We start from the raw sequence: 25,264 nt of genomic DNA, 5'->3' as shown, positions 1-25,264 counted from the left end.
AGCGAAGCCGGATTTTGGGCCTCGCGCGCGGTTTCGCCGAAGATGCGGAGCCTTCGCATCATCACACGAATTGAAATCCCATGCCTTTTGATACCGTTCCCGCCGTTCTGTCGGACGCGCTCGATGCGCACGGCTATGACACGCTCACCCCCGTCCAGCAGGCCGTGCTGGAGCCCGAGGCACAGGGCCGCGACCTGATCGTCTCGGCGCAGACCGGATCGGGCAAGACCGTCGCCTTCGGGCTTTCGATGGCGCCAGAGCTGATCGGCGAGGATGGCCGCGTTCGCCAGGGCACGGCGCCGCTGGCGCTGATCATCGCGCCGACGCGTGAACTGGCGCTGCAGGTCAGCCGCGAGTTCATGTGGCTCTATGGCCCCGCCGGTGCGCGCATCGCCACCTGTGTCGGCGGCATGGATGCCTCGCGCGAGCGGCGCAATCTGGGCTATGGCGCGCAGATCGTGGTCGGTACGCCAGGGCGCCTGCGCGATCATCTCGAGCGCGGCGCGCTCGACCTCTCGGCGCTCAAGGTCGCGGTGCTCGACGAGGCCGACGAAATGCTCGACATGGGCTTCCGCGAGGATCTGGAAGAAATTCTCGACGCGACGCCCGAAGGCCGCCGCACCTTGCTGTTCTCGGCCACCATGCCCAAGCCGATTGTGGCCCTGGCCAAGCGCTATCAGCACGATGCGCACAGAATCTCGACGGTGAGCGAAGAGCGCGGCCATGGCGATATCGACTATATCGCCTGCACCGTCGCGCCTTCGGACACCGAAAACGCCGTTGTCAACCTGCTGCGCCTGTACGAGGCGGAGACCGCGATCCTGTTCTGCGCGACGCGCGACAATGTGCGGCATCTGCATGCGAGCCTGATCGAGCGCGGCTTTTCCGCCGTCGCCTTGTCGGGCGAGCACAGCCAGAACGAGCGCAACCAGGCGCTGCAGGCGCTGCGCGACCGGCGCGCGCGCGTCTGCGTGGCGACCGATGTGGCGGCACGCGGCATCGACCTGCCCGGCCTGTCGCTGGTCATTCATGTCGAGCTGCCGCGCGATGCCGACACGCTCAAGCACCGTTCGGGCCGCACCGGCCGTGCGGGCAAGAAGGGCACCGCGCTCATGATCGTGCCCTATCCGCGCCGCCGCCGGCTCGAGCAGATGCTGCGCGGCGCGAACATCCCGGCGCAATGGATCAATCCGCCCTCGGCCGAAGACATCCGCCAGGCCGACCGCGACCGCCTGCTCGAGCGGCTGCGCGCACCGGTCGAGGCCGAGGAGACCGATCGCGAACTCGCCCAGGCGCTGCTCGCAGAACGCAGCGCCGAGGACCTCGCCGTGATGCTGGTCCAGGCGCACCGCGCACAAATGCCTGCGCCCGAAGAGCTGCTCGACGCCAGCGCCCCGCCGCCGCAGCGCGAGCGTGGCCCCCGCCCCGGCTTCGAGGACACGGTCTGGTTCGAGATGAATATCGGCCGCCGCCAGAACGCCGATCCGCGCTGGCTGCTGCCGCTGCTGTGCCGACGCGGACACATCACCCGCAGCGAGATCGGGGCGATCCGGCTGGGCGACGACAGCACCCATTTCGAAATTCCGCGAGCCATGGCGGAGCGCTTTGCCGAGGCCGTGAAGCGGACGTCGGGCGGCGAGGATGGCGATGAAGGCAGCGTGATCATCACCACCGCCGACGGCCCCCCCGCCTATCGCCCGCGCTCGGGCCCGCCGCCGCGCGGCGATTGCCGCGACGGATCGGGGTCGGGCAAGAAGGGCCGCGGCAATGCGCCGCTCAAGCCGCGCTACGAGCCGCGCAGCGATGGCGAACGTCGCCCGCCGCGCGAGGATGGCGAGCGCAAGCCCTATGGCGAACGCAAGCCTGCGGGCGATCGCAAGCCGCAGGGCGACAGGAAACCGTTTGGCGACAAGAAGCCGTTCGGTGATCGCAAGAGCTTTGGCGACAAGAAGACCCAAGCCGATCGCGCGTCCTATGCCGACAAGCCCGCACGCGGTCCGCGCGGAGATGGCCCGCGCGCTGGCGGTCCCGGGGGCAAGCCGCGCTTCGAAGGCAAGCCACGTCCGGCGGGAAAGCCCGGCGGCAAGCCATTCGCCAAGCGGCCCAAGGGCTGAAGCGTTCAATCGGGTTACCGGATTCCGCCGACCTGCTCCCCTCCCTGCAAGGGAGGGGCCGGGGGTGGGTAAGTCGTTAGAGAACCACCGTCCGCATTATCTCGCTTTGACCCACCCCTAACCCCTCCCTTGCAGGGAGGGGGAACGCGCATAATCAGGGATTGGTGCGATCGGGACGCTCCACCGTCTCGCCACCCAGCGCGCGGTAGAGCGTCACGCGATTGCTCGCCTCGACCAGCTGCGTCGCCAGCAGCGTGCGCTGCGCCTGATAGAGCGAGCGTTGGGCATCGAGGCTGGTGAGGAAGCTGTCGAGCCCGCCGCGATAGCGCATGTCGGTCAGGCGATAGCTATCCTCCGCCGCATCGACGAATGATCGGTTGGCGCGGAGCTGTTCGGTGATCGTGCCACGCCGCGCCAGCGCATCGGCGACATCGCGGAACGCCGCCTGGATCGCGCCTTCATAGCCCGCCAGCGCCGCATCGCGCTGTGCCCGGGTCTGCGCCACGCCAGCCTTGGCCGCGCCGCCGGCAAAGATCGAATAGCGCACCGTCTCACCCACAGAATAGTTGAACGCCGCGCCGGTAAACAGGGTGGAGAGCGCGTTGCTCGCCAGGCCTGCCAGCCCGGTCAGCGTGATGCGCGGGAACAGCGCGGCGCGCGCTGCGCCGATCTCCGCATTGGCGGCGCGCAGTTCATATTCGGCCTGCAGCACATCGGGGCGACGCAGCAATATGGTCGAATCGAGCCCGGCGGGCAGCACCCGCACCGCATCGCCCGCATCGGCGATCGACTGCGGGAGCAACGCCTCGTCGAGCGGCGCGCCGACGAGCAGTTGCAGCGCGTTCACATCCTGCGCCAGCGCGGTGGTCTGCTGCGCGATATCGGCCTCTGCGGTCGCAAGAATCTGTTCGGCCTGGCGCAGATCGGTGCGCGGGGCAATGCCGCCATCGAGCCTGAGCCGGGTCAGCTTCACGCGTTCACGCGCATTGGCGGCTGTGTCCTCGGCCAGCTTGAGCAGCGACCTGTCGGCGGCATAGGTGAGCCACGCATCGGCGATATCGCCGATCAGCGTCAGCCGCGTCGCGCGCGCCGCCGCTTCGGTGCGGAAATAACGGTTGAGCGAGGCATCCGAGAGCGACTGCAACCGCCCGAACAGGTCCAGCTCGAACGCGGTGGTGCTAAGATCGGCGGTATAGCGCGTACCCGCCGTCGATCGGCTAGCCGCCGGGTTGTTGCCGATATCGATATCCTGATTGCGGTTCTGATTGGCCGTGCCATTGTCGAACTGCGTGCGGTTGGCCTGCGCGTTGATCTGGGGCAGCTGCGCGGCGCGCTGGATGCGAAACTGCGCGCGCGCCGCCTCGATATTGGCCGCCGCCACGCGCAAATTGCGGTTGTTGGCCAGCGCCTGCTCGATCACCTGCACCAGCCGCGGATCGGCAAAGACCTCGCGATAGCTCATCACCGGCAGAGCGGCTTCGCTTTGCGCGAGATAGGCATCGCCGATTGGCCAGGAAGCGGGCACCGGCAGATCCGGCTGCACATATTTGGGTGCCATCGAGCAGCCCGCGAGCAGCGCCAGCGCGATCAGGGGAGCACAATGTTTCATGCAGCGCCCTCACCCGGCTTCGGCTCGCCGATATGAAGCTTCTTGAGCGTATCGCGCGTCGTCCGGCGGACGAGCACGAAGAACAGCGGGATGAAGAAGATCGCCAGCACCGTTGCGGTCAGCATCCCGCCGATCACCGAGGTGCCGATGGCGATGCGGCTGTTCGCTCCGGCCCCGCTCGACAGTGCCAGCGGCAACACGCCGAAGATGAAGGCAAGGCTGGTCATCAGGATCGGACGGAGACGCAAGCGGGCCGCTTCAAGCGCCGCATCGATCACCCGCGCGCCACGCTTCTCGGCCTGTTCGGCAAATTCGATCACCAAAATGGCGTTCTTCGCTGCGAGCCCCATGGTGGTGAGCAGACCAATCTGGAGGTACACGTCGTTCTCCAGCCCGCGCAGCGTAACCGCGAAGATTGCTCCGACAAGGCCGAGCGGGATGACCAGCATCACCGCAACCGGGATCGTCCAGCTTTCATAGAGCGCGGCGAGGCACAGGAACACGACGAGCAGCGAAAGCGAATAGAGCAAGGGCGCCTGGCCCGAGGACAGCCGCTCCTGGAACGACAGGCCCGACCACGCGACGCTGACGCCGGGTATCTGCTTGGCCAGCTCCTCGATCCGGTCCATCGCCGCGCCCGAGCTCTGCCCCGGTGCCGCCTGGCCCTCGTACTGGAAGCTGGGATAGCCCTGGAAGCGCGATAGCGTGGTCGGCGTTGTCGACCAGCGCGTCCGGGCAAAGGCGCTGAACGGCGCCATCTGGCCGTCATTGCCGCGCACGAACCAGCGACCGATATCGTCGGGCGTTGCGCGATAGGGCGCATCGGCCTGCACGAACACGCGCTTCACTCGTCCGCGATCGATGAAGTCGTTGACATATTGTCCACCCCAGGCCGCGGACAAGGTGGTGTTCACGTCATTCTGGTTGAGGCCGAGCGCAGCGAGCTTGGGCTGATCGATATCGACCTGCAGCGTCTGCACATCGGGCAGCTCGCCCAGCCGCACGCCGGCCAGCACGGGATCATTTTCCGCAAGTTCCAGCAGCTTGTCCCGCGCTTCTGCGAACTCCTCGCGGCTCATGCCGCTGGTGTTCTGCAGCTGCAGGCTGAAACCGTTGGTCTGGCCGAGGCCCCGGATCGCCGCCGGGACCAGCACGTTGACCTGTGCATCGCGGAACGCCGAAAAGGCCTTGGTCGCGCGCTCGCTAATCGCGTCTGCGCTATCCTCGGCAGCCGTCCGCTCGGACCAGTCGACGAAATTGACGAAGCCCTGGCCGGTATTCTGCCCCGCCGCGCCCTGCCCGCCGCCGGCGACGCTGAACATCACCGCGATGTTCCTGCGCTCGTCGTTCAGCATGTATTTCTCGATCGCCAGCTGAACCTCTCGGGTGCGGCCTTGCGTGGCACCTGCGGGCAGGCGGAACTGCAGACGCGCCGCACCCTGGTCTTCCACCGGCAGGAACCCGGTCGGCAGCCGGACGAACAGCGCCACCAGCAGCACCAGCACGATCGCATAGATCGCCAGGAACAGCCATTTGCGATCGACCACCTTCTCCACCGCCGCGACATAGCGATCGGTCCCGCGCGCAAAGCCATGGTTGAACCAGTGCTGCGCGCGTTCGAGCTTCTCTGCGCCCCAGGGCCAGCGGCGATGCAGACCGGTCTGCGAATCGGAACCGTCGTGCCTCTTCTGCTTGAGCAGGGTCGCAGTCAGCGCCGGACTGAGGATCAGCGCGACGAGCGCGGAGAGCACCATCGCCGAGACGATGGTGATCGAGAACTGACGATAGATGACGCCAGTGGAACCGCCGAAAAACGCCATCGGCAGGAACACCGCGGAGAGCACGACGGCGATCGCGACCAGCGCGACCTGGATCTCGCCCATCGACTTGATCGTCGCTTCCTTGGGCGTCATTTCGGGATTTTCCTCGAGCAGGCGCTCGACATTTTCCACCACGACGATCGCGTCATCGACCAGCAGGCCGATCGCCAGCACCAGCCCGAACAGCGTCAGCGTGTTGATCGAGAAATCGGCGAGATAGAAGATCGCGAAGGTGCCGAGCAGCACCACCGGCACCGCAATGGTGGGGATCAGCGTCGCGCGCCAGCTCTGCAGGAACACGAACATGACGATGACAACGAGGATCACCGCCTCGATCAGCGTCTGCACGACCTCCTCGATCGACAACCGGATAAAGGCGGTCGAATCATTGGCATAGGCGACATTGTAGCCCGGCGGAAAGCTTGGCTTGGCATCGGCAACAGCCTTTTTCACCAGATCGGCGGTGGCCAGCGCATCGGCACCCGGCGCCAGCGAGATGGCGAGGCCTGCGCCGGGATGGCCATTGATGCGGCTTGACGCCGAATAATTTTCCGCGCCCAGCTCCACCCGCGCGACATCGCCCAGCGTCACGATGGCACCGCTCTGTTCGGACTTGAGGATGATCGCCTTGAACTCGTCGACGGTGCGCAGCCGCGACTGCGAGGTCACGGTCGCATTCAGCCGGTTGCTCTCGGGCTGGGGAAGGCCACCGACCTCGCCTGCCACGACCTCGGTATTCTGATTGCGGATCGCAGTGATGATGTCGCCAGGCATCAGCCCGACCGACGCGAGCCGGTCCGGATCGAGCCAGATGCGCATCGCATATTGCGAGCCGAACACGTTGGTCTCGCCCACGCCTTCGATGCGCGACAGCGTGTCCTGCAGATTGGAGACGAGAAAGTCGGAAACGTCGATATTGGTGCTGCGGTCGGTCTCGTCATAGACGCCGACGATGAACAGGAAGTCCGGGTTGGACTTGGTGACGCGCAACCCCTGCTGCTGCACCTGCTGCGGCAAACGCGCCAGCGCCTGTTGCACCTGGTTCTGCACCTGGACCTGCGCGATATCGGGATCGGTGCCCTTTTCGAACGTGGCACTGATCGTCACCTGCCCGCGCGAGGTCGAGCTCGAATTGAAATAGAGCAGCCCGTCGATGCCGGTCAGCTGTTGCTCGATGATCTGGGTGACGCTGTTTTCCAGCGTCTCGGCAGAAGCGCCGGGAAAGGTCGCACGGATATTGACCTGGGGCGGCGCGACATCGGGATATTGCTCGACCGGGAGCAGATAGATCGCGCCGATCCCGGCGAGCATCGTGATGATCGCAAGCACCCAGGCAAAGATCGGCCGTTCGATGAAGATGCGCGACATCGCCGCGCCTCAGCTTTTCTTGTCGGGTCGGGGTGCCGCGATTACCTGCGGCTTGCTGGCGGGGACGGGACGGATCGGCGCGCCGGGCCTTACCTTGCCCAGGCCCTGCACGATCACCTTGTCACCGGGTTTGAGGCCCTGGGTCACGACCCAGTCATTGCCGACCGCGCGTTCCGCCTTGACCTTGCGCTCGGCCGCCTTGTTGCCGGTATCGACGACGAACACGCTGGCGTCGCCGCGCGCATTATGGGTGACAGCAGCCTGGGGCACCAGGATCGCATTGGTGTTGATCGCCTGGTCGAACCGCGCGCGCACGAACATCCCCGGCAGGAGCAGACCCTGCGGATTGGCAAAGCGGGCGCGCAGCGTCACCGTTCCGGTGGCGGCGTTGACCATCACTTCGGAAAACTGCACCGTCCCGCGTGGTCCGTATTCGCTGCCATCCTCGAGGATCAGCGACACCTCGGCGCTGGCAGGCACTGCCCCGCCCTGCGCCAGCGATCGGCGCAGCGCGAGCAGATCGGCGCTCGACTGCTGGATATCGACGAACACCGGATCGACGCCCTGGATCACCGCGAGCGGTTGGGCCTGGTTGCCGGTGACCAGCGCACCCACGGTGAACAGCGAACGACCGATGCGACCACTGATCGGCGCAGGCACCCGGGTGAACTGCAGGTTCACATTGGCGGTCTGCACCTGCGCGCGGCCCTGCTGCACCGCGGCGGCGGCCTGGCGCGCGGCGGCCTGCGCATCGACATAGTCCTGCATCGCGACCGCCTGCGCTTCGGCCAGCGGCTTCAGACGCTCGGCGCGGATGCGCGTGGCCTCGGCATTGGCGATCGCGCTGTTGAGGTTGGCGCTCGCCTCGGCAGTCGCCGCGCGGTACAGGCGCTGGTCGATTTCATACAGCGTCTGCCCGGCGCGGACATAGGCGCCTTCGGTGAAGAAACGCCGCCGGATCAGGCCGGTGACCTGCGGACGCACCTCGGACATCTCGAACGCGGCGATGCGGCCTGCAAGCTCGACCGCTACCGGTACAGAACTGGTTTTCGCGACAACAAAGCCGACCTCCGGCGTCGGGCGTTGCCGCCCCTTGCCTTCATCGCCGGCAGAACAACCGGCGAGCGACAGTGCCGCCAGACCGATCACGGCATAGCGCATGACGAACGTTCGTGTGGGGCGAACGGAAAGCGGAATGGCTAACTCGCAGAAACCTGGGGGACACCGTATACGATGGTTGCTTCGTATCTAGCGGGTTAACCCATGATAGGGCAAGATTGTTTCCTTAGTTGCAAATTTTTTGCCGGATTCCGCTAAAAAGCCTTGCTCAGGCGTGGCCAACCTCCTTGATCGGCACGCTCGCATCGGCGAGTTGTTCAAGATCGAGCGGGATCGCATCGAGAATGGCCTTGCGGCCCTGGACGTAATCCTTGGTGGCATTGACGCAATCGAGCGCGATGACCTTGCCGCCGCGCAGATACACGACCGAGAAGCTGCGGCTCGCCGGATCGCCGCGCACCAACTCCTGATCGTAATCGACCGACAGGCCCACGGTTTGCAGCCTGAGATCATACTGGTTCGACCAGAACCAGGGAATCGCGTTATAGGCCTGCGCCTGATCGAGAATGTGCGCTGCGGCAACCTTCGCCTGGTCGTTGGCATTCTGCACCGATTCCAGCCGGATGACCCGATCGTTCGCAAATGCATTGGCATGCGCGGCGCAATCGCCGATCGCATAGACATGCGGCAGGCTGGTGCGACAGAATTCATCGACATCGACGCCGTTGCCACCGGCCGCTCCTGCGCTGATCAGCGGGCCGGTCTGCGCGATGATGCCGATGCCGACGATGATCATGTCCGCCGCAATCCGCTCGCCATTGCCGCATTGCACCGCAACGGCATGACCCGAATCATCGGTCTCGATATGGTCGACGGTATAGCCGGTGCGCAGATCGACGCCGTGCGCCCGATGCTCCTCCTCGAAAAACGCCGATAGCGCGGGGCCCGCGACGCGCGACAGCACCCGATCAAGCGCCTCGATCAGCGTCACCTGCTTGCCGAGCTTGCGCATCACTGCCGCCGCCTCGAGCCCGATATAGCCCCCGCCGATGATGGCAACGCTCTGTGTCGTCTCCATGCGCGCCATGATCTTGTCGACATCGGCGCGAGTGCGCACGGCGAAGACATTGCGCGCATTGCTGCCCTGGCAATCAAGCATCCGCGGCGTGCCGCCGGTGGCCCAGATCAGCGTGCCATAGCCCACGCTCGCACCGCCGCTCAGCGTCAGGCTCTGCGCCACCGGATCGACCGCGGTGACGCGCTTGCCGACCTGCAGGTCAATTCCCCGCTCGGTCCAGAAGGCTTCGGGGCGCAGCAGGATGCGGTCGAACGGCTTGTCGCCCGCCAGATATTCCTTGGACAGCGGCGGCCGCTCATAGGGCGGGAAAGATTCGTCGCCGATCAGACCGATCGTGCCTTCAAAGCCCATCTGGCGCAGGCAAATGGCGGCCTGGGCTCCGGCATGGCCTGCCCCCACGATCGCGATGTCATAGCTGTCCTGCACGGCACTCCCTCCTCAAGATCCAGCCCCCTGCCCTTACGGCATCGCCAGCCATCTGCCGGTTGCGGTCGCGGAAAACAAGCCCGCAAGCGACGCAGGCAATTCTTGGCGCAGACAAAGTGCAATTTGGTTTGACCGCGGCGCATCGTCCAATTATAGGGCGCGACCTGCACCGGCCATTGGCCCGTGCTGGCCTGGATGGCGGAGTAGCTCAGCTGGTTAGAGCGGCGGAATCATAATCCGTAGGTCGGGGGTTCAAGTCCCTCCTCCGCTACCAACCCGGATTGTCCACCAGTGACCCACTGAGGCCACTGGCAGACATTTTTCGAGGAAAATCAAATATTTTTCGCGTCCCGTTGCGTACGCCGGCGTCCCGGTGCGACCGGCTGCGGCCACCCACGGCGATTTGGATTGGGGGTATTTTGGGGGTATTTTTCGGCTGTCCCCAAAACAGGCGATACCCCCAGATGGCTTTGAAAGAACTTGAGGTCAAATACGCCACCAAGCGGCAGCGCCCCTACAAGCTGTCCGATGGAGAAGGCCTGCACCTGCTCGTCCAGCCGAACGGATCGAAGCTCTGGCGCCTGAAATACCGCTTCGACGGCAAGGAAAAACTGCTGAGCTTCGGCAAATATCCGACCGTCACGCTGGCGATCGCCCGCGAGAAGCGGACCGAAGCCAAGCGGCTGCTCGATCAGGGTGAGGACCCCGCCGAGGCCAGGAAGCGGGCGAAGAAGCAGAGGGCCGCGCTCAAGCTGTTCGAAGAGATTGCGCGGGCCTGGCACGCCAATCGTATTGAAGGGCTGGACTCGGCCCATGCCCTGCGCGTCATCAACCGGATGGAGCGCGACGTCTTTCCGGTCATCGGGAAGCGTCCGATCACGGAAATCGACCCGCCCGAGATTCTCGAGATGATCCGCGCGGTCGAAGCGCGCGGCGCCCTCGATATCGCCCGTCGCCTCAAGCAGAACGTCAGCCAGATCTATCGCTTCGCGATCGCGAGCGGCTGGGCGACCATCGATCCGACGCTCGGCCTCAACGATGCGCTCAAGCCCAAGCCGCCCGTCAGGCACATGGCGCGCGTGCCGCTCGCGGAGTTTCCGAAGCTGGTGCGAGCGATCTTCGCCTATGACGGCGAGGACACGCCGCGCCGCCGCGAGATCACCCGTGACGCGCTGCTGTTCACCTTGCTCACATGGGTCCGAACCAGCGAAACCCGCTTCGCGGCCAGGGACGAGTTCGAGGATCTCTATGGACCGAACCCGCTATGGCGTCTGTCGCCGGAGCGCATGAAGATGGAACGTGAGCATCTTGTTCCGCTGTCCCGCCAGGCCGCAATGATCGTTCAGCGCCGCTTGCAGGCGACGAACGATGCGTTCCTCTTTCCCGGAGCCAAGCCTGGAAAGTCTATTTCCGAGAACACCATGATCTATGCCTGTTATCGGATGGGGTATCTCCATCGGCAGACGGTACATGGGTTTAGGGGGCTCGGCTCGACCTGGGCGAACGAAGCCGAACGCTACAAGCCGGATTGGATCGAGATGGCGCTCGCTCACGAGGACGAGGATGAGGTGCGCGGCGCTTACAACAGTGCGCTCTATCTCACACCGCGAAGGCGGATGCTCCAAGACTGGGCCGACGTGATCGACGCGGCAACCGCAGTGTCGAATGTCGAGAAGAATCCTATCGAGTTCTCACAATTCATGCGCTGTTCCGCTCCCATCCAGCACCTGCCACCAAGCGACCAGAGACAGCCGTATTGGCAACGCCCCCTTCGGGCGGCTTCGCGATGAGCCTCAAAAGTCAGAACCGCCGATTTAGAGGCGCGGTTTTCTGCCATAGTTGTTAGAAATATCAGCTACTTAGATGCATCCGCGAATAGTAGAATGAACTCCAAGAAACCGTATCTCACTACATCTCATCATAGCTGATTCCCCTTGCAACTCGACAAGGGAAACCGCCGGGACCGCCAATTACGCCGATACATCGTCTGGAAGGGCTCGATTGGGGCGAGCAGAACGCGCGCATCCGTCCCGATGGACGCGCTCAGCGTGACTAATTCAATGAAATATATGGGGTTATTTGCGTCGCCACGAAGCGTCAGCGGTGCAGGCTCATCAGTCCTTAATCAATGAGTGGGAGGAATAGTTCGCCAACAAATTGAATTGGACGATGAGCCCCAAGGCGCGGCAAATGGCGCCACATCAAAAAATGCCGTGGGGAGGACAGTCATGGTCACAGCCTTTAGGACAAATTTGCTTTGTGCCACCGCGCTATCGATCGCGTGTGCGCTTGCAGTGCCGGCACATGCCCAGGACGCTGCATCGCAGGGCGAAAAGCCCGAGGCGCAGGAAGGTGGCCTTGAGACAATCGTCGTCACGGCGCAGAAGCGCGAGCAGAACCTGCAGGACGTGCCGGCGGCGGTCTCGGCGATCGGCGGCGCCGACCTGCAATCGCGCGGCATCACCGAAACCTCCGATCTGGTCGGCGCGATTCCCAGCCTGCAGGTGACCACGCCCTATGGCCGCACCCAGCCCAATTTCGCGCTGCGCGGGATTTCGGTGGCGAACGAATTTTCGGCATCGACCGCTTCGCCGGTCGGGGTCTATGTCGACGAGGTCTATCAAAGCTTCCGCGCCAGTCATGGCCTGCAGCTGTACGATATCGACCGGGTCGAGGTGCTGCGTGGTCCGCAGGGCACGCTGTACGGCCGCAACACCACCGGCGGCGCGATCAGCTTCTTCACGCGCAAGCCCGAATTGCGCGATTCCAACGGCTATGTCACCGCCGGCTATGGCAATTACCAGACTTTCACGCTGCAGGGTGCGGCCGAAGCGACGCTGGTGCCGGACGTGCTGGGCGTCCGCATCGCCGGCACGTTTGCCGAGGGCGACGGCTGGCAACGCAACGTCCTGCCGGGCAACGAACGCGATCTGGGCACCACCGACACGATCGGCGGACGCCTCTCGATCCGCTGGCAGCCCGATCCCGATGTCGACATCAACCTGAAACTGTACGCCGCCAAGGACGATCCCTGGGGCACCGCGCCCTATGCCGGCGGCCAGCTGGCGGGACGCCAGGACGCGCTGGGCTATTCGCGGTTCGATCCGCAGCCGTTCCTGGGCGGCCGGTTGCTGGGCGAAGACGAGGTGGCGGTCGACCGGATCGGCCGCAATGTCAGCAAGACCCAGGGCGTGGCCTTTACCGTCAACTGGGATGTGACCGACGCCTTTTCGATCACGTCGATCACCGGCTTCGACACCGGCGACTATATCAACAATCCCGACGATTGCGACGGTGGCCCCGCCGATCTGTGCTCGATCGGCTTCACCTCGACCAGCAAGAATTTCAACCAGGACCTGCGCTTCAGCTACACCAATGACAGCTTCGACATTATCGGCGGCTTTTACTACGGCCGGGACAAGGTCAAGACGGTCAACTATCCGGACTTTTTCGGGGTGCTCCGTCCGCTGTTGCTGGGTGCCGGACTGCCCGGGAATTTCAACAACGCCGCGATCGGCACGCCCGATGCGATCCGCTTCCTGCCCGCCTTCGCGCTCGATCCGACGCTTCAGCCGGGCGATGCCGGGTTCTGCGCGCCGGTGGAGATCAATCCGAACGGCTTTCTCGACGCGCGCTCGCTGGTCGCGCTGCAGACCGACATCGCCATCAACAATACCGGCAATGGCGGCGCCGGCGGCGCGTTCTCGGCGGCCTGTGCCGGTGCCGGGGCACCGCCCTTCACGCCGATCCTGGGCGAACAGCGCTACGATATCGAGCGGCCGTCGATCGCCGTCTATGGCGATGTGACCTGGAAGGCGACCGACAAGCTGACCATCGCGGTCGGCGCGCGCTATACCTGGGACGAGGTCAACTATCTGAACGGCAGCACGTTCATCTACGGGCTGGACGGCGCCACGCCGGTGGTCAACCTGATCCCGTACAGCAACCCGTACAACCCGAACCTTACCCCGCTGGAACAGCGGCGCGATGCCAACCGGCTGACCGGCCGGGTCAATGTCAGCTATGATTTTGCCGACGATATCCTGGGCTATGCCCAGTACAGCCGCGGCTATCGCAGCGGCAGCTTCAACGGCCTTGCCTATCAGGGCGTCAACCAGGTCTATTACATCCAGCCGGAAAAGGTGAACGCCTATGAGCTGGGCCTCAAGACCCGGCTGTTCGACCGGCGGGTGCAGCTGAACCTGGCCGGTTTCTACTACGATTATTCGAACCATCAGGTGACCCAGGTGGTCGGCGCGACCACCTTCACCCGCAGTTCGGACGGGCGGCTGTTCGGCGGCGAGGCGGAGCTGACCTGGCAGGCAACCGGCCGGCTGCGGCTGGATGGGTCGCTGAGCTATCTCAACAGCCGCTACAAGGGCAATGTGATCGATCCGACCGATCCGTCCAGTCCGACGCTGAACGTCAACGGCAATCCCTTTCCCAATGCGCCGCGCTTCAGCTTCCGCCTGGGATCTGACTGGACGGTCCTGGATGATGGCAAGAACAAGGTCACGCTGCGCGGCGATGCGTCCTATACCGGCCGCTATTTCTTCGATCCGTTCGGCAATTACGGCCAGGATCCCTGCGATGCGCCGCCGCCGGGATCGAACATCACGCTCGCCGGCCCCGACATTTCCTGCGGCAATCCCAGCTATTGGCTGGTCAATGGCAGGCTGACCTACGAACGCGAGAATGTGTCGGTCAGCCTGTGGGCGAAGAACCTGTTCGACGAATATTATTACACCTATGGCTTGAACATCAACGTGTTCGGGCTCGATTATCTGAACCGCGGCTTCCCCCGGACCTATGGCGTCGAGGCGACAGTCAAGTTCTGATCGCTGCTGCGACGGGGGCGGCGGGCATCCTCTCCCGCCCGCTGCCCCCGATTTTTTCGACCTGACTTTCAGACCGAGGAGTATCCATGATGCGTTCCACCGGCAACGGTCCCTCATTCATCGGCACGGCGTACAGAATCGAGCGCGCTGTGATCACTGAGATCGGCGCAGCTGAAAGCACCGCCCAGGCGAGCAGCGCCGAGCGGCCAGCGCGCCTCCGGACGATTTAACGTGGATGCGTCTCGGAACAGAACTGAGCTGGAACGAATTTTCGCGACCCAACGCGAAGGGACGCGTGAGCAGGTTTCGCGCAGCTACGAAGAACGCATGGACCTGCTCGGGCGCCTTGGCCGGATATTTGAGCAGCACAGAGACGAATTGGTCGATGCCGTTGCCGCCGATTTCGGCATTCGATCCCGCTACGAGACTATCCTGCTCGACCTGATGCTTGGCATATCGGAAATTAAATTTGCGCGCCGCAATCTGAAGACGTGGCTGAGGCCGCGGCGGGTGAAGACTGACATCTTCGGCCTTCCCGGTTCATCGCGCCTGGTCCCCCAGCCCCTAGGTGTGGTGGGCGTTCTCGGCACGTGGAACTATCCGCTCGGCACCATATTCGTTGGCGCGGCCGGTGCATTGGCGGCCGGCAACCGCGTGATCGCAAAGCCGAGCGAAGTTTCCGCCAACGCCGCCGAAGCCAGCGAGCGGCTTGTGCGCCGGTATTTCGCCGAAGAGGAATTCGCGATTGTCCAGGGCGGGCCCGACATGGCACAGGCGATGACGGCCCTACCTTTCGACCATATTCTCTTCACCGGTTCACCCGCGGTTGGCCGCAAAGTCTATGAAGCGGCGGCTGCCAACCTTACACCTGTTACTCTGGAACTTGGCGGCAAATGCCCTGCCATCGTGGGCAAGGGTGCATCGCTTGCACAAGTCTGTGAAAGCTTAGTGTTCGGCAAGCTGCTCAACGCCGGCCAGACCTGCATCGCCGCTGACTATGCCTTCGTCCATGTCGATCAGATGGAAAGCTTCGTCGCCGCACTCCGCGCTCAGGTTGCCAAATGCTACCCCAACGCGGCAAGCAACCCCGATTTCACCAGTATCATCAATGACCGACAGTTCGCGCGGCTCCAAGGTTTGCTCGATGATGCCGAAGCCAAGGGCGCGACGGTGCTCAACCTCTCGGACAACGGCGATGGAACGCTTCCTGAACGGCATCGGATCGTGCCGTTGGCGGTTCTCGACGTTACCGATGACATGGCGATGATGCAGGAGGAGATTTTCGGACCGATCCTGCCGATCATGCCATATCGCTCCGAAGACGAGCTCATTCGCTACGTAAACCGGCATGAGCGCCCGCTGGCGCTCTATTATTTTGGCGACGAAAGTGAGGAACGGCGCAAGATCATTTCCGAAACGCACGCTGGCGGCGTGACTCTCAACGGCACGGTCATGCACGTCTTCCAGCGCCGGCTGCCTTTCGGTGGCATCGGACAGAGCGGCATCGGTGCCTATACCGGCGTCGCCAGTTTCGAGCGCTTCACTCATTACAAGCCGGTGTTCTCTCAGCCGAAACTCAGCCTGCTTGGTCAACTTCTGCCACCCTATTCGAGCAAGACCGAAGGACTACTCAACATCTTCGAAAAGATCCTCTGACGTGGCTGCGGCGGTTGATGCTGGCATGTTGCATGACGCCGGGTCGCCAGCATGGGTCGAATGACAAGGGAAGCAAATGGCTGACTATGTAATTATTGGAGGTGGGTCGTCGGGCGGCGTTATCGCCAGCCGGTTGTCCGAGGACCCCGATGTCACCGTTTGCCTGCTCGAGGCAGGCGGCCCAGGCACCTCGCCGCTTGTGTCCACGCCCGGCGCTTTTGCGGCGCTGATCCAAGACTATCGGATCAATACGCTCAACTGGCGGTTCAACACCGACCCTTCAAAGGCGCTCAACGACCGCCGCCTCTACAATCCGCGCGGGAAGATGCTGGGTGGATCGAGCGGTATGAACGGGATGGTCTATATCCGCGGCGACCGGTCGGATTTCGACCACTGGGCCGAACTCGGCAACGACGGCTGGGGTTACAACGATGTCCTGCCCTATTTCCGCAAGGCTGAGAATAATGAGCGCGGTGAGGATGAGTTTCACGGCTCGTCGGGACCGCTTCACGTATCCAACGGCAAGCGCGAATTCGATGTCTATGATGCTTTCATCGAGGCGGCGACTGGACTGGACCATCCAGCCAATCCGGACTTCAATGGTGCCAGCCAGGAAGGTGTCGGCATCTATCAGTTTACCGTGAAGGACGGGAAGCGCGCCAGCGTGAAGGCGTGTTACCTTGATCCGGTGATGGGCAGGCGCGGCAACCTCCGCGTCGAAGTACATGCCCGCGTCCATCGTATCAGGTTTGAGGGCAACCGCGCGGTGGCAGTCGAGTATTCCCAGGACGGGCAGTTGAAGACGATCCCGTGCGAAAAGGAAGTCATTGTCAGCGGCGGCGCCTATAATTCGCCCCAACTGTTGATGCTTTCCGGTATCGGACCGCGTGATGAGTTGGAGAAGCATGGAATCGAAGTGATTCATGATATTCCCGGTGTCGGCCAGAATCTTCACGACCATCCTGACCTGATGCTGGTCTACCAGTCGAAGAAGCGGCTCGGGATCGCACTCAATGTCGTTGGCGCGCTCAAGACCGTGCGAGACCTATTCCAGTATCTCACGCAAAGGAAAAGCTGGCTGGCATCGCCGCCCACGGCTGCAGGCGGTTTCTTGCGATCCGCGCCGGGGCAGAACCGGGCGGACTGCCAGGTCCATGTCGTGCCGCTCGCCTATCGCGACCATGCGCGCGACTACAAGCTGATGACGAAATGGGGCTATACGATCATTCTCAATATTGGGCGCCCAAAGAGCCGCGGCTGGGTTGCCTTACATGACTCAAACCCCGAATCCGATCCCAAGGTGGACCTCAATCTCTTGAGTCATCCCGACGACCTCAAGACGTTGCGCAATGCCTTCCGTGTCGTGCAGGAGATCCTGCATTCGGATCGCATGAAGGCGATGATGAAACGGCCTCTCTATCCTGACCGCTACCTTGAAACTGATGAAGAGATCGACGCCTATATCCGGGCAGAAGCCAATCATGCTTATCATCCGGTGGGAACATGCAAGATGGGCACCGACGAGATGGCGGTGGTCGACAACCGCCTGCGCGTTCACGGCCTCGCAAATATCCGCGTGGCCGATGCCTCGATCATGCCATCAGTCGTCAACGGCAACACCAATGCAACCTGCATCATGATCGGCGAGAAAGCCGCCGACATGATCCGGCACGATAATATGAGCAGCAAGAATAGCATCGCAGAATATTGAATTGGACGATTGGATCAATGCTGCAGACACAGATGCTTACGAAAAGAAGTCCGGAGAGGCCTATCGCATGTCAGTTTATTATGTGTCGACTGCGCCATTGTGGGCGAGCGCCTTAGAGGAGCGCGGCTGATGGACGTCCGTACGCAAATACGTCGCGCCGCACGTTATTTCGCCCAGCAAGAGGCTCTCGTTCACGGCCACAGGCGGTTGACTTTCTCGGAAGCCTGGTTGCGCGGCGTGAAGCTCGCAAATGCTCTTGCGGAGTGCGGCCTTCAACCGGGTGACCGGATTGCTACGCTGGAGAAGAACTCCATCGAGGCCGCCGACATCATACTGGCGGCTGCCATTGGAAACTATACGCGTGTTCCTCTCTATGCGCGCAACCGATGTGAAGCGCACGCCCATATGATCGCGAGTACCGGATCTCGGTTGGCGCTGGTCGATGAGGCATTGGCTTCGGAGTTGGCGGGGCTGGATGCCCAAGCTCCGACGCTTGAGCGGATCATTATCCGCGATCACAACTATGAGAATTGGTTGGCGACAGCCTCGGACCGGGATCCCGATCCCGTCGTCGCGCCGGAGGACTATTGTGTCATCCGCCACACCGGCGGCACGACGGGCAAACCCAAGGGCGTTGCCTATCGGCACCGTTCATGGATGACGATCTCCGCCGCATTTTTGAGCATCGGCCCCCAAGTGGCTCCAGGGGATGCCATTCTGCATGTCGGCCCGTTGTCCCATGCATCGGGCTTCCTGTTCGTGCCGGCCTGGTATTGCGGCGCCCGCAACGTGATGATGGACGGCTTCGATCCAGCGTCCTTTCTTGACACTCTCGAGCAGGAACGGATCAGCCATGCCTTTGTAGCCCCCACCATGCTCAATGCCATAGTGCATCACGACGGGGCATATGGCCGCCACTTTCCGAATTTGAAGTTTCTGCTGAGTGCTTCAGCGCCGATCTCCGAGCCGACGCTTCGCAAGTCGTGCCAGATATTCGGGAATCATGTTCTTCATTCGGGCTATGGACAGACCGAAATCCTGCCCATCGCGTCTATGGGGCCCAACGAGTGGTTCGGCGAATTTGAAGGTTCTGCCCCAATTCGGGCGGTCGGACGTCCCATGAGCGGCGCCGATATCGAAATCCGTAACGAGGACGGAAAGGTGCTGGGACCAAACGAGCCCGGCGAGATCGTCGCACGGTTCGAAAATGGCCAGATGGAGGAATTCTGGAACGATCCGGAGGAAACCGCCCGGCGCATGGAAGATGGCTGGGTCAAAACCGGCGATGTCGGCATGATCGACACAAACGGATTTTTGTATCTGCTCGATCGCAACAACGACATGATCGTGTCAGGCGGCTTCAATATCTATCCCACCGAAATCGAAAACGTAATTGCCGACCATCCCGGTGTACTCGAGGTCGCGGTCTTTGGCGTGCCCCATGAAAAATGGGGTGAAACGCCGCTTGCAATGGTGCGTGTCAAGCCCGGAGCACAAATCACGGAGACCGAGATAATAGATTTGGTGCGCCAGCGTCTGGGCTCCGCAAAAAAGCCAAGCAAGGTCGTTTTTACCGCCGAGCCACTGCCGTTGAGCAATGTCGGAAAGGTGCTTCGTTCAAAGCTTCGAGAGCCCTATTGGGCGGGCCAGGACCGGCGCATTTCGGGGGCATGACCGACGCAGCCATCCTAGCCACATCCTCTATTCCGGTGACCGCCTGCCGGCGCGCGGGAGACTGCAATGGATTATGAATACATCCTGGTTGAGCAACGCGGCCCAGCGCTTTGGGTGACCCTCAACCGGCCGGCAGCGTTGAACAGTCTGTCGTTGGCTTTGGCCGAGGAACTAGCCGCAGCGATCGAGGCAGCGGAAGCAGATGCGACGGTGCGCGCTTGCATTCTTACCGGCGCCGGACGGGCGTTTTGCGCTGGCGCGGATCTGCTCGCAATTGGCGATGGAACAGGCGGACAAACTCTCGCCGAACGCTTAAATCTGTTTCTGCCGCGGCTCGGTCAGGCTTTTAACAGGATCGAGACGTCGCGCCTTCCGATAATTGCGGCGGTCAACGGCCTTACGCTCGCCGGCGGCTTGGAACTGGTGTTGTGCTGTGATCTCGTCATTGCCGCGCACCCGGCCAGATTTGGCGACGCCCATGCAAATTACGGCCTGTTGCCCGGCGGTGGAGGGTCGGTTCGACTCCCTAGGAAGATCGGCGAAGCGCGTGCGAAACATCTGATGATGACCGGCGGGACCATCTCGGCTGCCGAGATGAAGGAAGCCGGACTCGTGACCCAACTGGTTGCTCCCGAGGATCTCATTGCGGCAGCGCAAGCGCTGGTAGAATCTCTTGCAGAAAAGAGCCGGCCAGGGCTCGCCTACATGAAGCAGCTAGTCCGCGCTGCGCAGGATAGCTCGCTCGAAGTCGGGCTGCGTCAGGAACTCGAAACCATGGCTGCTTACGCCTTGTCCAACGACATTGTCGAAGGACTGGCGGCATTCCGGGAGAAGCGGAAGCCCGATTTTTCCGACCGGTGAGACCTGATCGGATGCGGAACACATTGGAAGAATGGATCAACGAATGACCGACATATTCGTCATGGGGGTTGGGATGACCCCGTTCGGAAAACAGTTCGACAAGAGCCTGAAAATGCTCTGCGCCGAAGCTTCGTCGCAGGCCTTTTCCGACGCAGGATGCACCGCCGGCGATGTCGAAGCCATCTTCTTCGGCAATTGCGTCCAGGGGCATATGGAGGGCCAGGACATGATCCGCGGCGAAATCGTGGCGCGAGCGATGGGCATCTCAAGCGTTCCCGTGGTGAATGTCGAAAACGCATGTGCGACGGCTTCCACGGCCTTGCACATGGCCGCCGCCTATGTTCGATCGGGGGCAGCGGATGTCGTACTCGCGCTCGGCGCGGAGAAGATGTACTCGCCCGACAAGGCGCTCATGTTCAGTGCATTCGATGGCGCTTGGGACGTGCATGAAACCGAGTCGGGCCGCGCGCAGCTGCTGGCCATGGGCAATGGCGTCGATGTTCCGGAAGGAACGACATCGAGTCAGCCTTACAGCGTTTTCATGGATGTATACGCCGCGATGGCACGCGCGCACATGAAGACCTACGGCTCGACGCAAGCGCAAATCGCGGCCGTCTCGGCGAAAAATCACATGCATTCGACGCGCAATCTGCTTGCCCAGTATCGCCTCCCATATACCGTCGAAAGTGTACTCGCTGCGCCTCCGATCGTTTACCCGTTCACACTGCCGATGTGCTCCCCGATCAGCGACGGCGCCGCCGCTGCGATCATCTGCAGCGAAGCCGGTCGGCGCAAACTGTCGGCAGCCCCGGACAGGGCGCTAAGAATCCTGGCGTCTGTGCTGCAAACCGGCGCCGCGCGCGATCCCTTTGATTATGACCACCATGTCAGCCGCCTTGCGGCGAACCGGGCCTATGCGATGGCCGGCGTGGGGCCAGAAGATATTGGCGTCGCGGAGGTGCATGACGCCACGGCGGTTGGCGAGATCATTGAAATCGAGGCGCTCGGCCTGACGCCGCCTGGCGAGGGCGGACTCGCGGCAGAGCGCGGTGAGACGGCGCTGGGTGGGCGTATTCCGGTAAACACGTCGGGCGGGCTTGAATGCAAGGGACATCCGATCGGCGCCACCGGGCTCGGCCAAATCTACGAGCTTGCGCTGCAATTGCGCGGCGAGGCGGAAGATCGACAGGTTCCGAATGCCCGGTTCGCGATCGCGCAGAACGGCGGAGGTGTCATCGGGGTGGAAGAGGCGGTGGTCGCCGTCACGATCCTGGGCCGGTAGTTGTCAGAGCGCGCCTAGGGAAACACGGGGTCACGATATGAACTTTGAGCTGTCCGATGAACAACGCATGGCGGTGGAAACCGTCCGCCGCTTTCTCGACAACAAGCTTGAGCCGGAAATCCGCCGGCATGGGGAGCGATTCATCCCCAAACCGCTCATGAAGGAATGGACTCAAGCACTGACCGGCTATGGCCATATTACCGCACCGCATCAGGAGCAATGGGGCGGGCTTGATATGGGATGGCTCACTCATCTGCTCATTTTCGAGGAGATCGCCTATTCCTCGCTCGATGTGGCCATACCCGGCTTCATCAACGCGGTTGGCGCAGAACTCATCCGCCGCTTCGCCCCGGAGACGATCAAGCAACGCTATCTTGCCGACCTCGTCGCGGCCGAGAAGTTCGTTTCGCTCGGCATCTCGGAGCCCGATGTCGGCTCGGACGTCGCCGCCATCAAGACACGCGCCGTACGAGACGGCGATTTCTGGGTCATCAATGGCGAAAAGACCTGGATCACCAACGGAGCCTACTCGGACATCTTCATCTGTACGTGCAAGACTGGCGAAAATGAAGTCACTCACATCCTGGTCGATCGTGACGAGAGTGAGTATGAGGTGCGCGATATCCAGAAGATGGCGCTCAACGGCCAATCGACTGCACAGATATTCCTGACCGAATGCCGCGTACCGGTGGCAAACACGATCGGCCGGGTCGGCGATGGATTGCGCAATACGTTGCAAGTGTTCGAGATTGCCCGCTGCCATATGGCGATGTGGAGTATCGGCATCGCACGGCGAGCAATGGATGAGGCGATCGCGTACGCTCGCGATCGCGCGCAGCATGGCAAGAAGATCGCCGGCCATCAGCTGATCGCCGACAAGATCGCCATCATGGCGACCAAGATCGACGCAGCCCGTCTGTTGACGCACCGGGCAATATCCCTCGTCCAGGCGGGCACGCGCGCAGAGACGGAATGCTCGATGGCCAAGTGGTACGCCACCGAAATGGCGATCGAAGCGACGCGCGATGCGCTTCAGATCCATGGCGGCAACGGCGTCACCCGCGAATTCATCGTCGAGCGGCTGGTGCGTGAGGCGATCATTTGCCCCATCCCCGATGGCACGACGGAGATTCAAAAGCTTGTTGTTTCGCGCGCCCTGACCGGCATTCAAGCCTTTCGGTAAGGCTCAGACGAAAACGACAGCGTCGACGGAAATGGAGCCGCGTGCCTGACTCGCACAGGATCAAATGCGCAGATGCGTCGCTCAGGTAAAAGAGGCAGACAAGCGATGGACGAAGAGCTTCGTTTCGATGGCAGGGTAGTGGTTGTGACCGGAGCCGGAGGCGGACTTGGGCGCCAGTACGCGCTGATGTTTGGCGGGCGCGGAGCCAAGGTGGTGGTGAATGATCTGGGTGGCGACGAGAAAGGGAGCGGCAGCTGCTCCACAGCCGCTGACAATGTGGTCGACGAAATTCGAGCCACGGGCGGTCAGGCGGTGGCAAATTATGCGTCGGTCGAGGAGGGCGCGCTGATCATCCAAGCCGCGGTTGACAACTTCGGAACCGTTGACGTCGTCATCAACAATGCCGGCATCCTGCGCGATGTGAGCTTCCACAAAATGACCGACGAAGACTGGACACTGCTTCAGCGGGTCCATCTGAATGGGACGCGGGCAGTGACGCAGGCAGCATGGCCGATACTGCGCGACAAGGGCTATGGCCGCATCGTCATGACCACGTCTGCAGCCGCAATCTACGGCAACTTCGGTCAGGCCAACTATGCCGCAGCCAAGCTCGGAATATTGGGGCTTGCGAACGCGCTGGCGGAGGAGGGGCGGTCCAGAAACATCCAGGTTAATACGATCGCCCCAATCGCCGCATCGCGTATGACCGCGACTGCCTTTCCACAAGAGTTTCTCGCCAATCTCAGAGCGGAAGCGATCAGTCCATTGGTCGGTTGGCTTGCGCACGAGAATTGCAGCGAAACCAAAGGGCTTTTTGAAGTTGGAGCCGGCTATATCGCCAAGCTTAGGTGGGAGCGCGCGCTTGGGCACGCCTTCGGAGCGGACAGGGCGTTCACGCTCGATGATGTCGCCCGGCACTGGGGTAGAATTGTCGACTTCACGGATGCCGAGCACCCGCTCGGGCTGAATGACAGCCTTGAGGCGGTAGAACGGGCGCTGAGAGCGTAATCAACCCGATGAATTACCATGATATTTTTGAGCGGCCGTCGGGCTGCCGATGGCGTCGTGCTGCCGCCAGATATCGATGAGCAGCAGGAATAGTTCTGCAGCGAATTGAATTGGACGACGGCCCTCAAATGCCGCCAAACGGCATGAACTACACAATATCTCCTGGGAAGAGAGGATCAGCCATGAGAGGATGTCTATTGGCTTCTGCCGCGTTGTTGTGCTCGGGAACAGCATTTGCCCAGGAAGCAACGCCCCAGGCGAACGACCAAACCGGGAGCGCCACGGAAGCGCTGGCTGAGGACATTGTCGTTACCGCCACCAAAAAGGGCTATGGCGAAAGCGTGCAGAAAGTACCGATGGCGGTCACGGCTTTTGGTGAAGCGCAGCTGGATGCCAAGTTCGTCCAGAATCTTCAAAGTCTGAGCTAAGACGTTCCCAACGTCCAGCTCGAGGATGTGGGTACGGCACCGGGCTATGCCAATTTCACTATCCGGGGCCTCGGCATCAACAGCACGATCCCATCGATCGACCCCACCGTAGGCGTTTTCACTGACGGTATTTACCTCGGCATCAACGCTGGTGTCGTGCTGGACAACTTCGACCTTGAGGGGATCGAAGTTCTGCGTGGACCGCAAGGCTTGCTTTTCGGTCGCAACGTTACCGGCGGTGCCGTGGTTGTGCGGACCACGCGGCCCAGCTTCGATTTTGGAGCCAAAGCCAAGCTATCCATTGAAACGGGACTGAAAAAGACCGTAAGCGGCACGGTTACCGGACCTATCGTCGATGACGTTTTGGCTGCCAAATTGGCCGTCTACTACAGCGACGACAATGGCTGGTTTCGCAACCGCTTCGACAATCGCAGCTTCGGTAAATCACATGACCTTATCATTCGCCCGGCACTTTCGCTCAAGGGTGGCGACCGCTTCCGAATGGATCTCCGCTATGAGCATGGCGATGTCGAAAGCGATGGAGCCCCTGTCCAGAGTCACGCGCTGTTTCCCCGCGACAGCTTCAGGTTTTCGATCAATTTCCCAGGTTTCTATGATGCCAAATGGGACCAGGCGATCGTGGAAACCAACATCGATGTCGGTCTGGGCGAAGGCGTCTTCACCAACATCGCTGGCTATCGGAAATTCCGATCCTCCGCGGGCGCTGATATCGATGGAACACCACAGTCCTTCTTTCATGCCTTTTTCGAAATCGACCAGGATCAACTCAGCGACGAACTTCGTTATGCCGGAAGGTTCGGTGACGTCGAATTGACAACCGGTCTATACTATTTTTCCCAGGATCTTCGTTACGCCGAGCTGCGGAATCTTTTGGGCGGTGCTCGGATCGTTTCCGGTGGGGGTACGCAAGACCAGACAACATGGGGCATTTTTGCTTCGACCGACTGGCATTTCACCGATACGCTGACCTTGAATCTCGGCGCGCGGTATAGTTGGGAACGCAAAGCCGTTCGGGTCTCGGCCTTACGCGCAAATGGTTGCAATCTAGACACGCTGATCTGTGCAACCAATTTGTTAGCGTCCGCGCTCGTGGTGTAATTTCTGGTGTAGATTGAGGTGATCGCGCGG

The 25,264-nt window shown here is 62.1% G+C and carries 17 protein-coding genes, 1 tRNA gene and 1 pseudogene; 15 read left to right on the top strand and 4 right to left on the bottom strand.

Annotation, left to right across the window (positions count from 1 at the left end; translation table 11 throughout):
- The first annotated feature begins 80 nt into the window (after window positions 1–80).
- Window positions 81–2,114 carry a DEAD/DEAH box helicase gene (locus AX725_RS19870; RefSeq protein ID WP_060977026.1) on the top strand — a complete coding sequence of 678 codons (2,034 nt, stop codon included), beginning with the start codon at window positions 81–83 and terminating at the stop codon, window positions 2,112–2,114.
- A 154-nt stretch (window positions 2,115–2,268) separates the two neighbouring features.
- Here the strand turns inward: AX725_RS19870 and AX725_RS19865 are convergent, their stop codons facing one another.
- From AX725_RS19865 to AX725_RS19850, 4 genes are all read right to left on the bottom strand, one after another.
- Window positions 2,269–3,723: an efflux transporter outer membrane subunit gene (locus AX725_RS19865; protein ID WP_060977025.1), complete on the bottom strand. Its 1,455-nt coding sequence runs from the start codon at window positions 3,721–3,723 to the stop codon at window positions 2,269–2,271.
- Window positions 3,720–6,911, bottom strand: a complete 3,192-nt coding sequence (locus AX725_RS19860; RefSeq protein ID WP_066114387.1) for a multidrug efflux RND transporter permease subunit — start codon at window positions 6,909–6,911, stop codon at window positions 3,720–3,722. The genes AX725_RS19865 and AX725_RS19860 overlap by 4 nt, the downstream gene beginning before the upstream one ends.
- A 9-nt stretch (window positions 6,912–6,920) precedes the next feature.
- Complete coding sequence (locus AX725_RS19855; protein WP_060977023.1) at window positions 6,921–8,072, bottom strand: efflux RND transporter periplasmic adaptor subunit; 1,152 nt, start codon at window positions 8,070–8,072, stop codon at window positions 6,921–6,923.
- Between the two features lie 166 nt (window positions 8,073–8,238).
- On the bottom strand, window positions 8,239–9,474 hold the full coding sequence (locus AX725_RS19850) for an NAD(P)/FAD-dependent oxidoreductase (protein WP_060977022.1): 1,236 nt from the start codon (window positions 9,472–9,474) through the stop codon (window positions 8,239–8,241).
- 197 nt (window positions 9,475–9,671) lie between these two features.
- Between AX725_RS19850 and AX725_RS19845 the strand changes: the two genes are divergently transcribed.
- The 14 genes and pseudogenes from AX725_RS19845 to AX725_RS19790 all read left to right on the top strand — a co-directional run bounded on the left by AX725_RS19845 (window position 9,672) and on the right by AX725_RS19790 (window position 25,234).
- Window positions 9,672–9,748: transfer RNA gene (locus AX725_RS19845), tRNA-Met, on the top strand.
- 190 nt (window positions 9,749–9,938) lie between these two features.
- Window positions 9,939–11,264, top strand: a complete 1,326-nt coding sequence (locus AX725_RS19840) for a tyrosine-type recombinase/integrase (RefSeq protein ID WP_081095415.1) — start codon at window positions 9,939–9,941, stop codon at window positions 11,262–11,264.
- Window positions 11,265–11,768: 504 nt separating this feature from the next.
- Window positions 11,769–14,312, top strand: coding sequence for a TonB-dependent receptor (locus AX725_RS19835; protein ID WP_066114294.1), 2,544 nt, complete (start codon window positions 11,769–11,771; stop codon window positions 14,310–14,312).
- A gap of 86 nt (window positions 14,313–14,398) precedes the next feature.
- On the top strand, window positions 14,399–14,542 hold the full coding sequence (locus AX725_RS21365; RefSeq protein ID WP_168196078.1) for a hypothetical protein: 144 nt from the start codon (window positions 14,399–14,401) through the stop codon (window positions 14,540–14,542).
- Between the two features lies 1 nt (window position 14,543).
- Window positions 14,544–15,968: an aldehyde dehydrogenase family protein gene (locus tag AX725_RS19830; RefSeq protein ID WP_157228455.1), complete on the top strand. Its 1,425-nt coding sequence runs from the start codon at window positions 14,544–14,546 to the stop codon at window positions 15,966–15,968.
- A gap of 76 nt (window positions 15,969–16,044) precedes the next feature.
- On the top strand, window positions 16,045–17,679 hold the full coding sequence (locus tag AX725_RS19825; RefSeq protein ID WP_082731454.1) for a GMC family oxidoreductase: 1,635 nt from the start codon (window positions 16,045–16,047) through the stop codon (window positions 17,677–17,679).
- A 129-nt stretch (window positions 17,680–17,808) separates the two neighbouring features.
- Entirely contained in the window at window positions 17,809–19,353 is a 1,545-nt protein-coding gene (locus AX725_RS19820) for a class I adenylate-forming enzyme family protein (RefSeq protein ID WP_082731453.1), read from the top strand.
- 66 nt (window positions 19,354–19,419) lie between these two features.
- Window positions 19,420–20,214 carry an enoyl-CoA hydratase/isomerase family protein gene (locus AX725_RS19815; protein WP_066117242.1) on the top strand — a complete coding sequence of 265 codons (795 nt, stop codon included), beginning with the start codon at window positions 19,420–19,422 and terminating at the stop codon, window positions 20,212–20,214.
- 31 nt (window positions 20,215–20,245) lie between these two features.
- A complete protein-coding gene (locus AX725_RS19810; RefSeq protein WP_443018679.1) occupies window positions 20,246–21,496 on the top strand; it encodes a thiolase family protein in 1,251 nt (416 codons plus the stop codon).
- A gap of 37 nt (window positions 21,497–21,533) precedes the next feature.
- Window positions 21,534–22,679, top strand: coding sequence for an acyl-CoA dehydrogenase family protein (locus AX725_RS19805; protein ID WP_011415064.1), 1,146 nt, complete (start codon window positions 21,534–21,536; stop codon window positions 22,677–22,679).
- A gap of 105 nt (window positions 22,680–22,784) precedes the next feature.
- Complete coding sequence (locus tag AX725_RS19800) at window positions 22,785–23,687, top strand: SDR family oxidoreductase (RefSeq protein ID WP_011415065.1); 903 nt, start codon at window positions 22,785–22,787, stop codon at window positions 23,685–23,687.
- 197 nt (window positions 23,688–23,884) lie between these two features.
- Window positions 23,885–24,115, top strand: a complete 231-nt coding sequence (locus tag AX725_RS21600; protein WP_017499967.1) for a hypothetical protein — start codon at window positions 23,885–23,887, stop codon at window positions 24,113–24,115.
- Between the two features lie 15 nt (window positions 24,116–24,130).
- Window positions 24,131–24,346, top strand: a pseudogene (locus tag AX725_RS21660) (TonB-dependent receptor plug domain-containing protein); the annotation flags it as partial.
- Window positions 24,347–24,358: 12 nt separating this feature from the next.
- Window positions 24,359–25,234, top strand: coding sequence for a TonB-dependent receptor domain-containing protein (locus tag AX725_RS19790; RefSeq protein WP_353646946.1), 876 nt, complete (start codon window positions 24,359–24,361; stop codon window positions 25,232–25,234).
- Window positions 25,235–25,264: the final 30 nt, after the last annotated feature.

Source organism: Blastomonas sp. CCH9-A1 (assembly GCF_001557175.1).
GTDB classification, from domain to species: Bacteria; Pseudomonadota; Alphaproteobacteria; order Sphingomonadales; family Sphingomonadaceae; genus Blastomonas; species Blastomonas delafieldii_A.
Note: the sequence above shows the minus strand (reverse complement) of the source record. Positions and strands in the feature narration are given on the sequence as shown.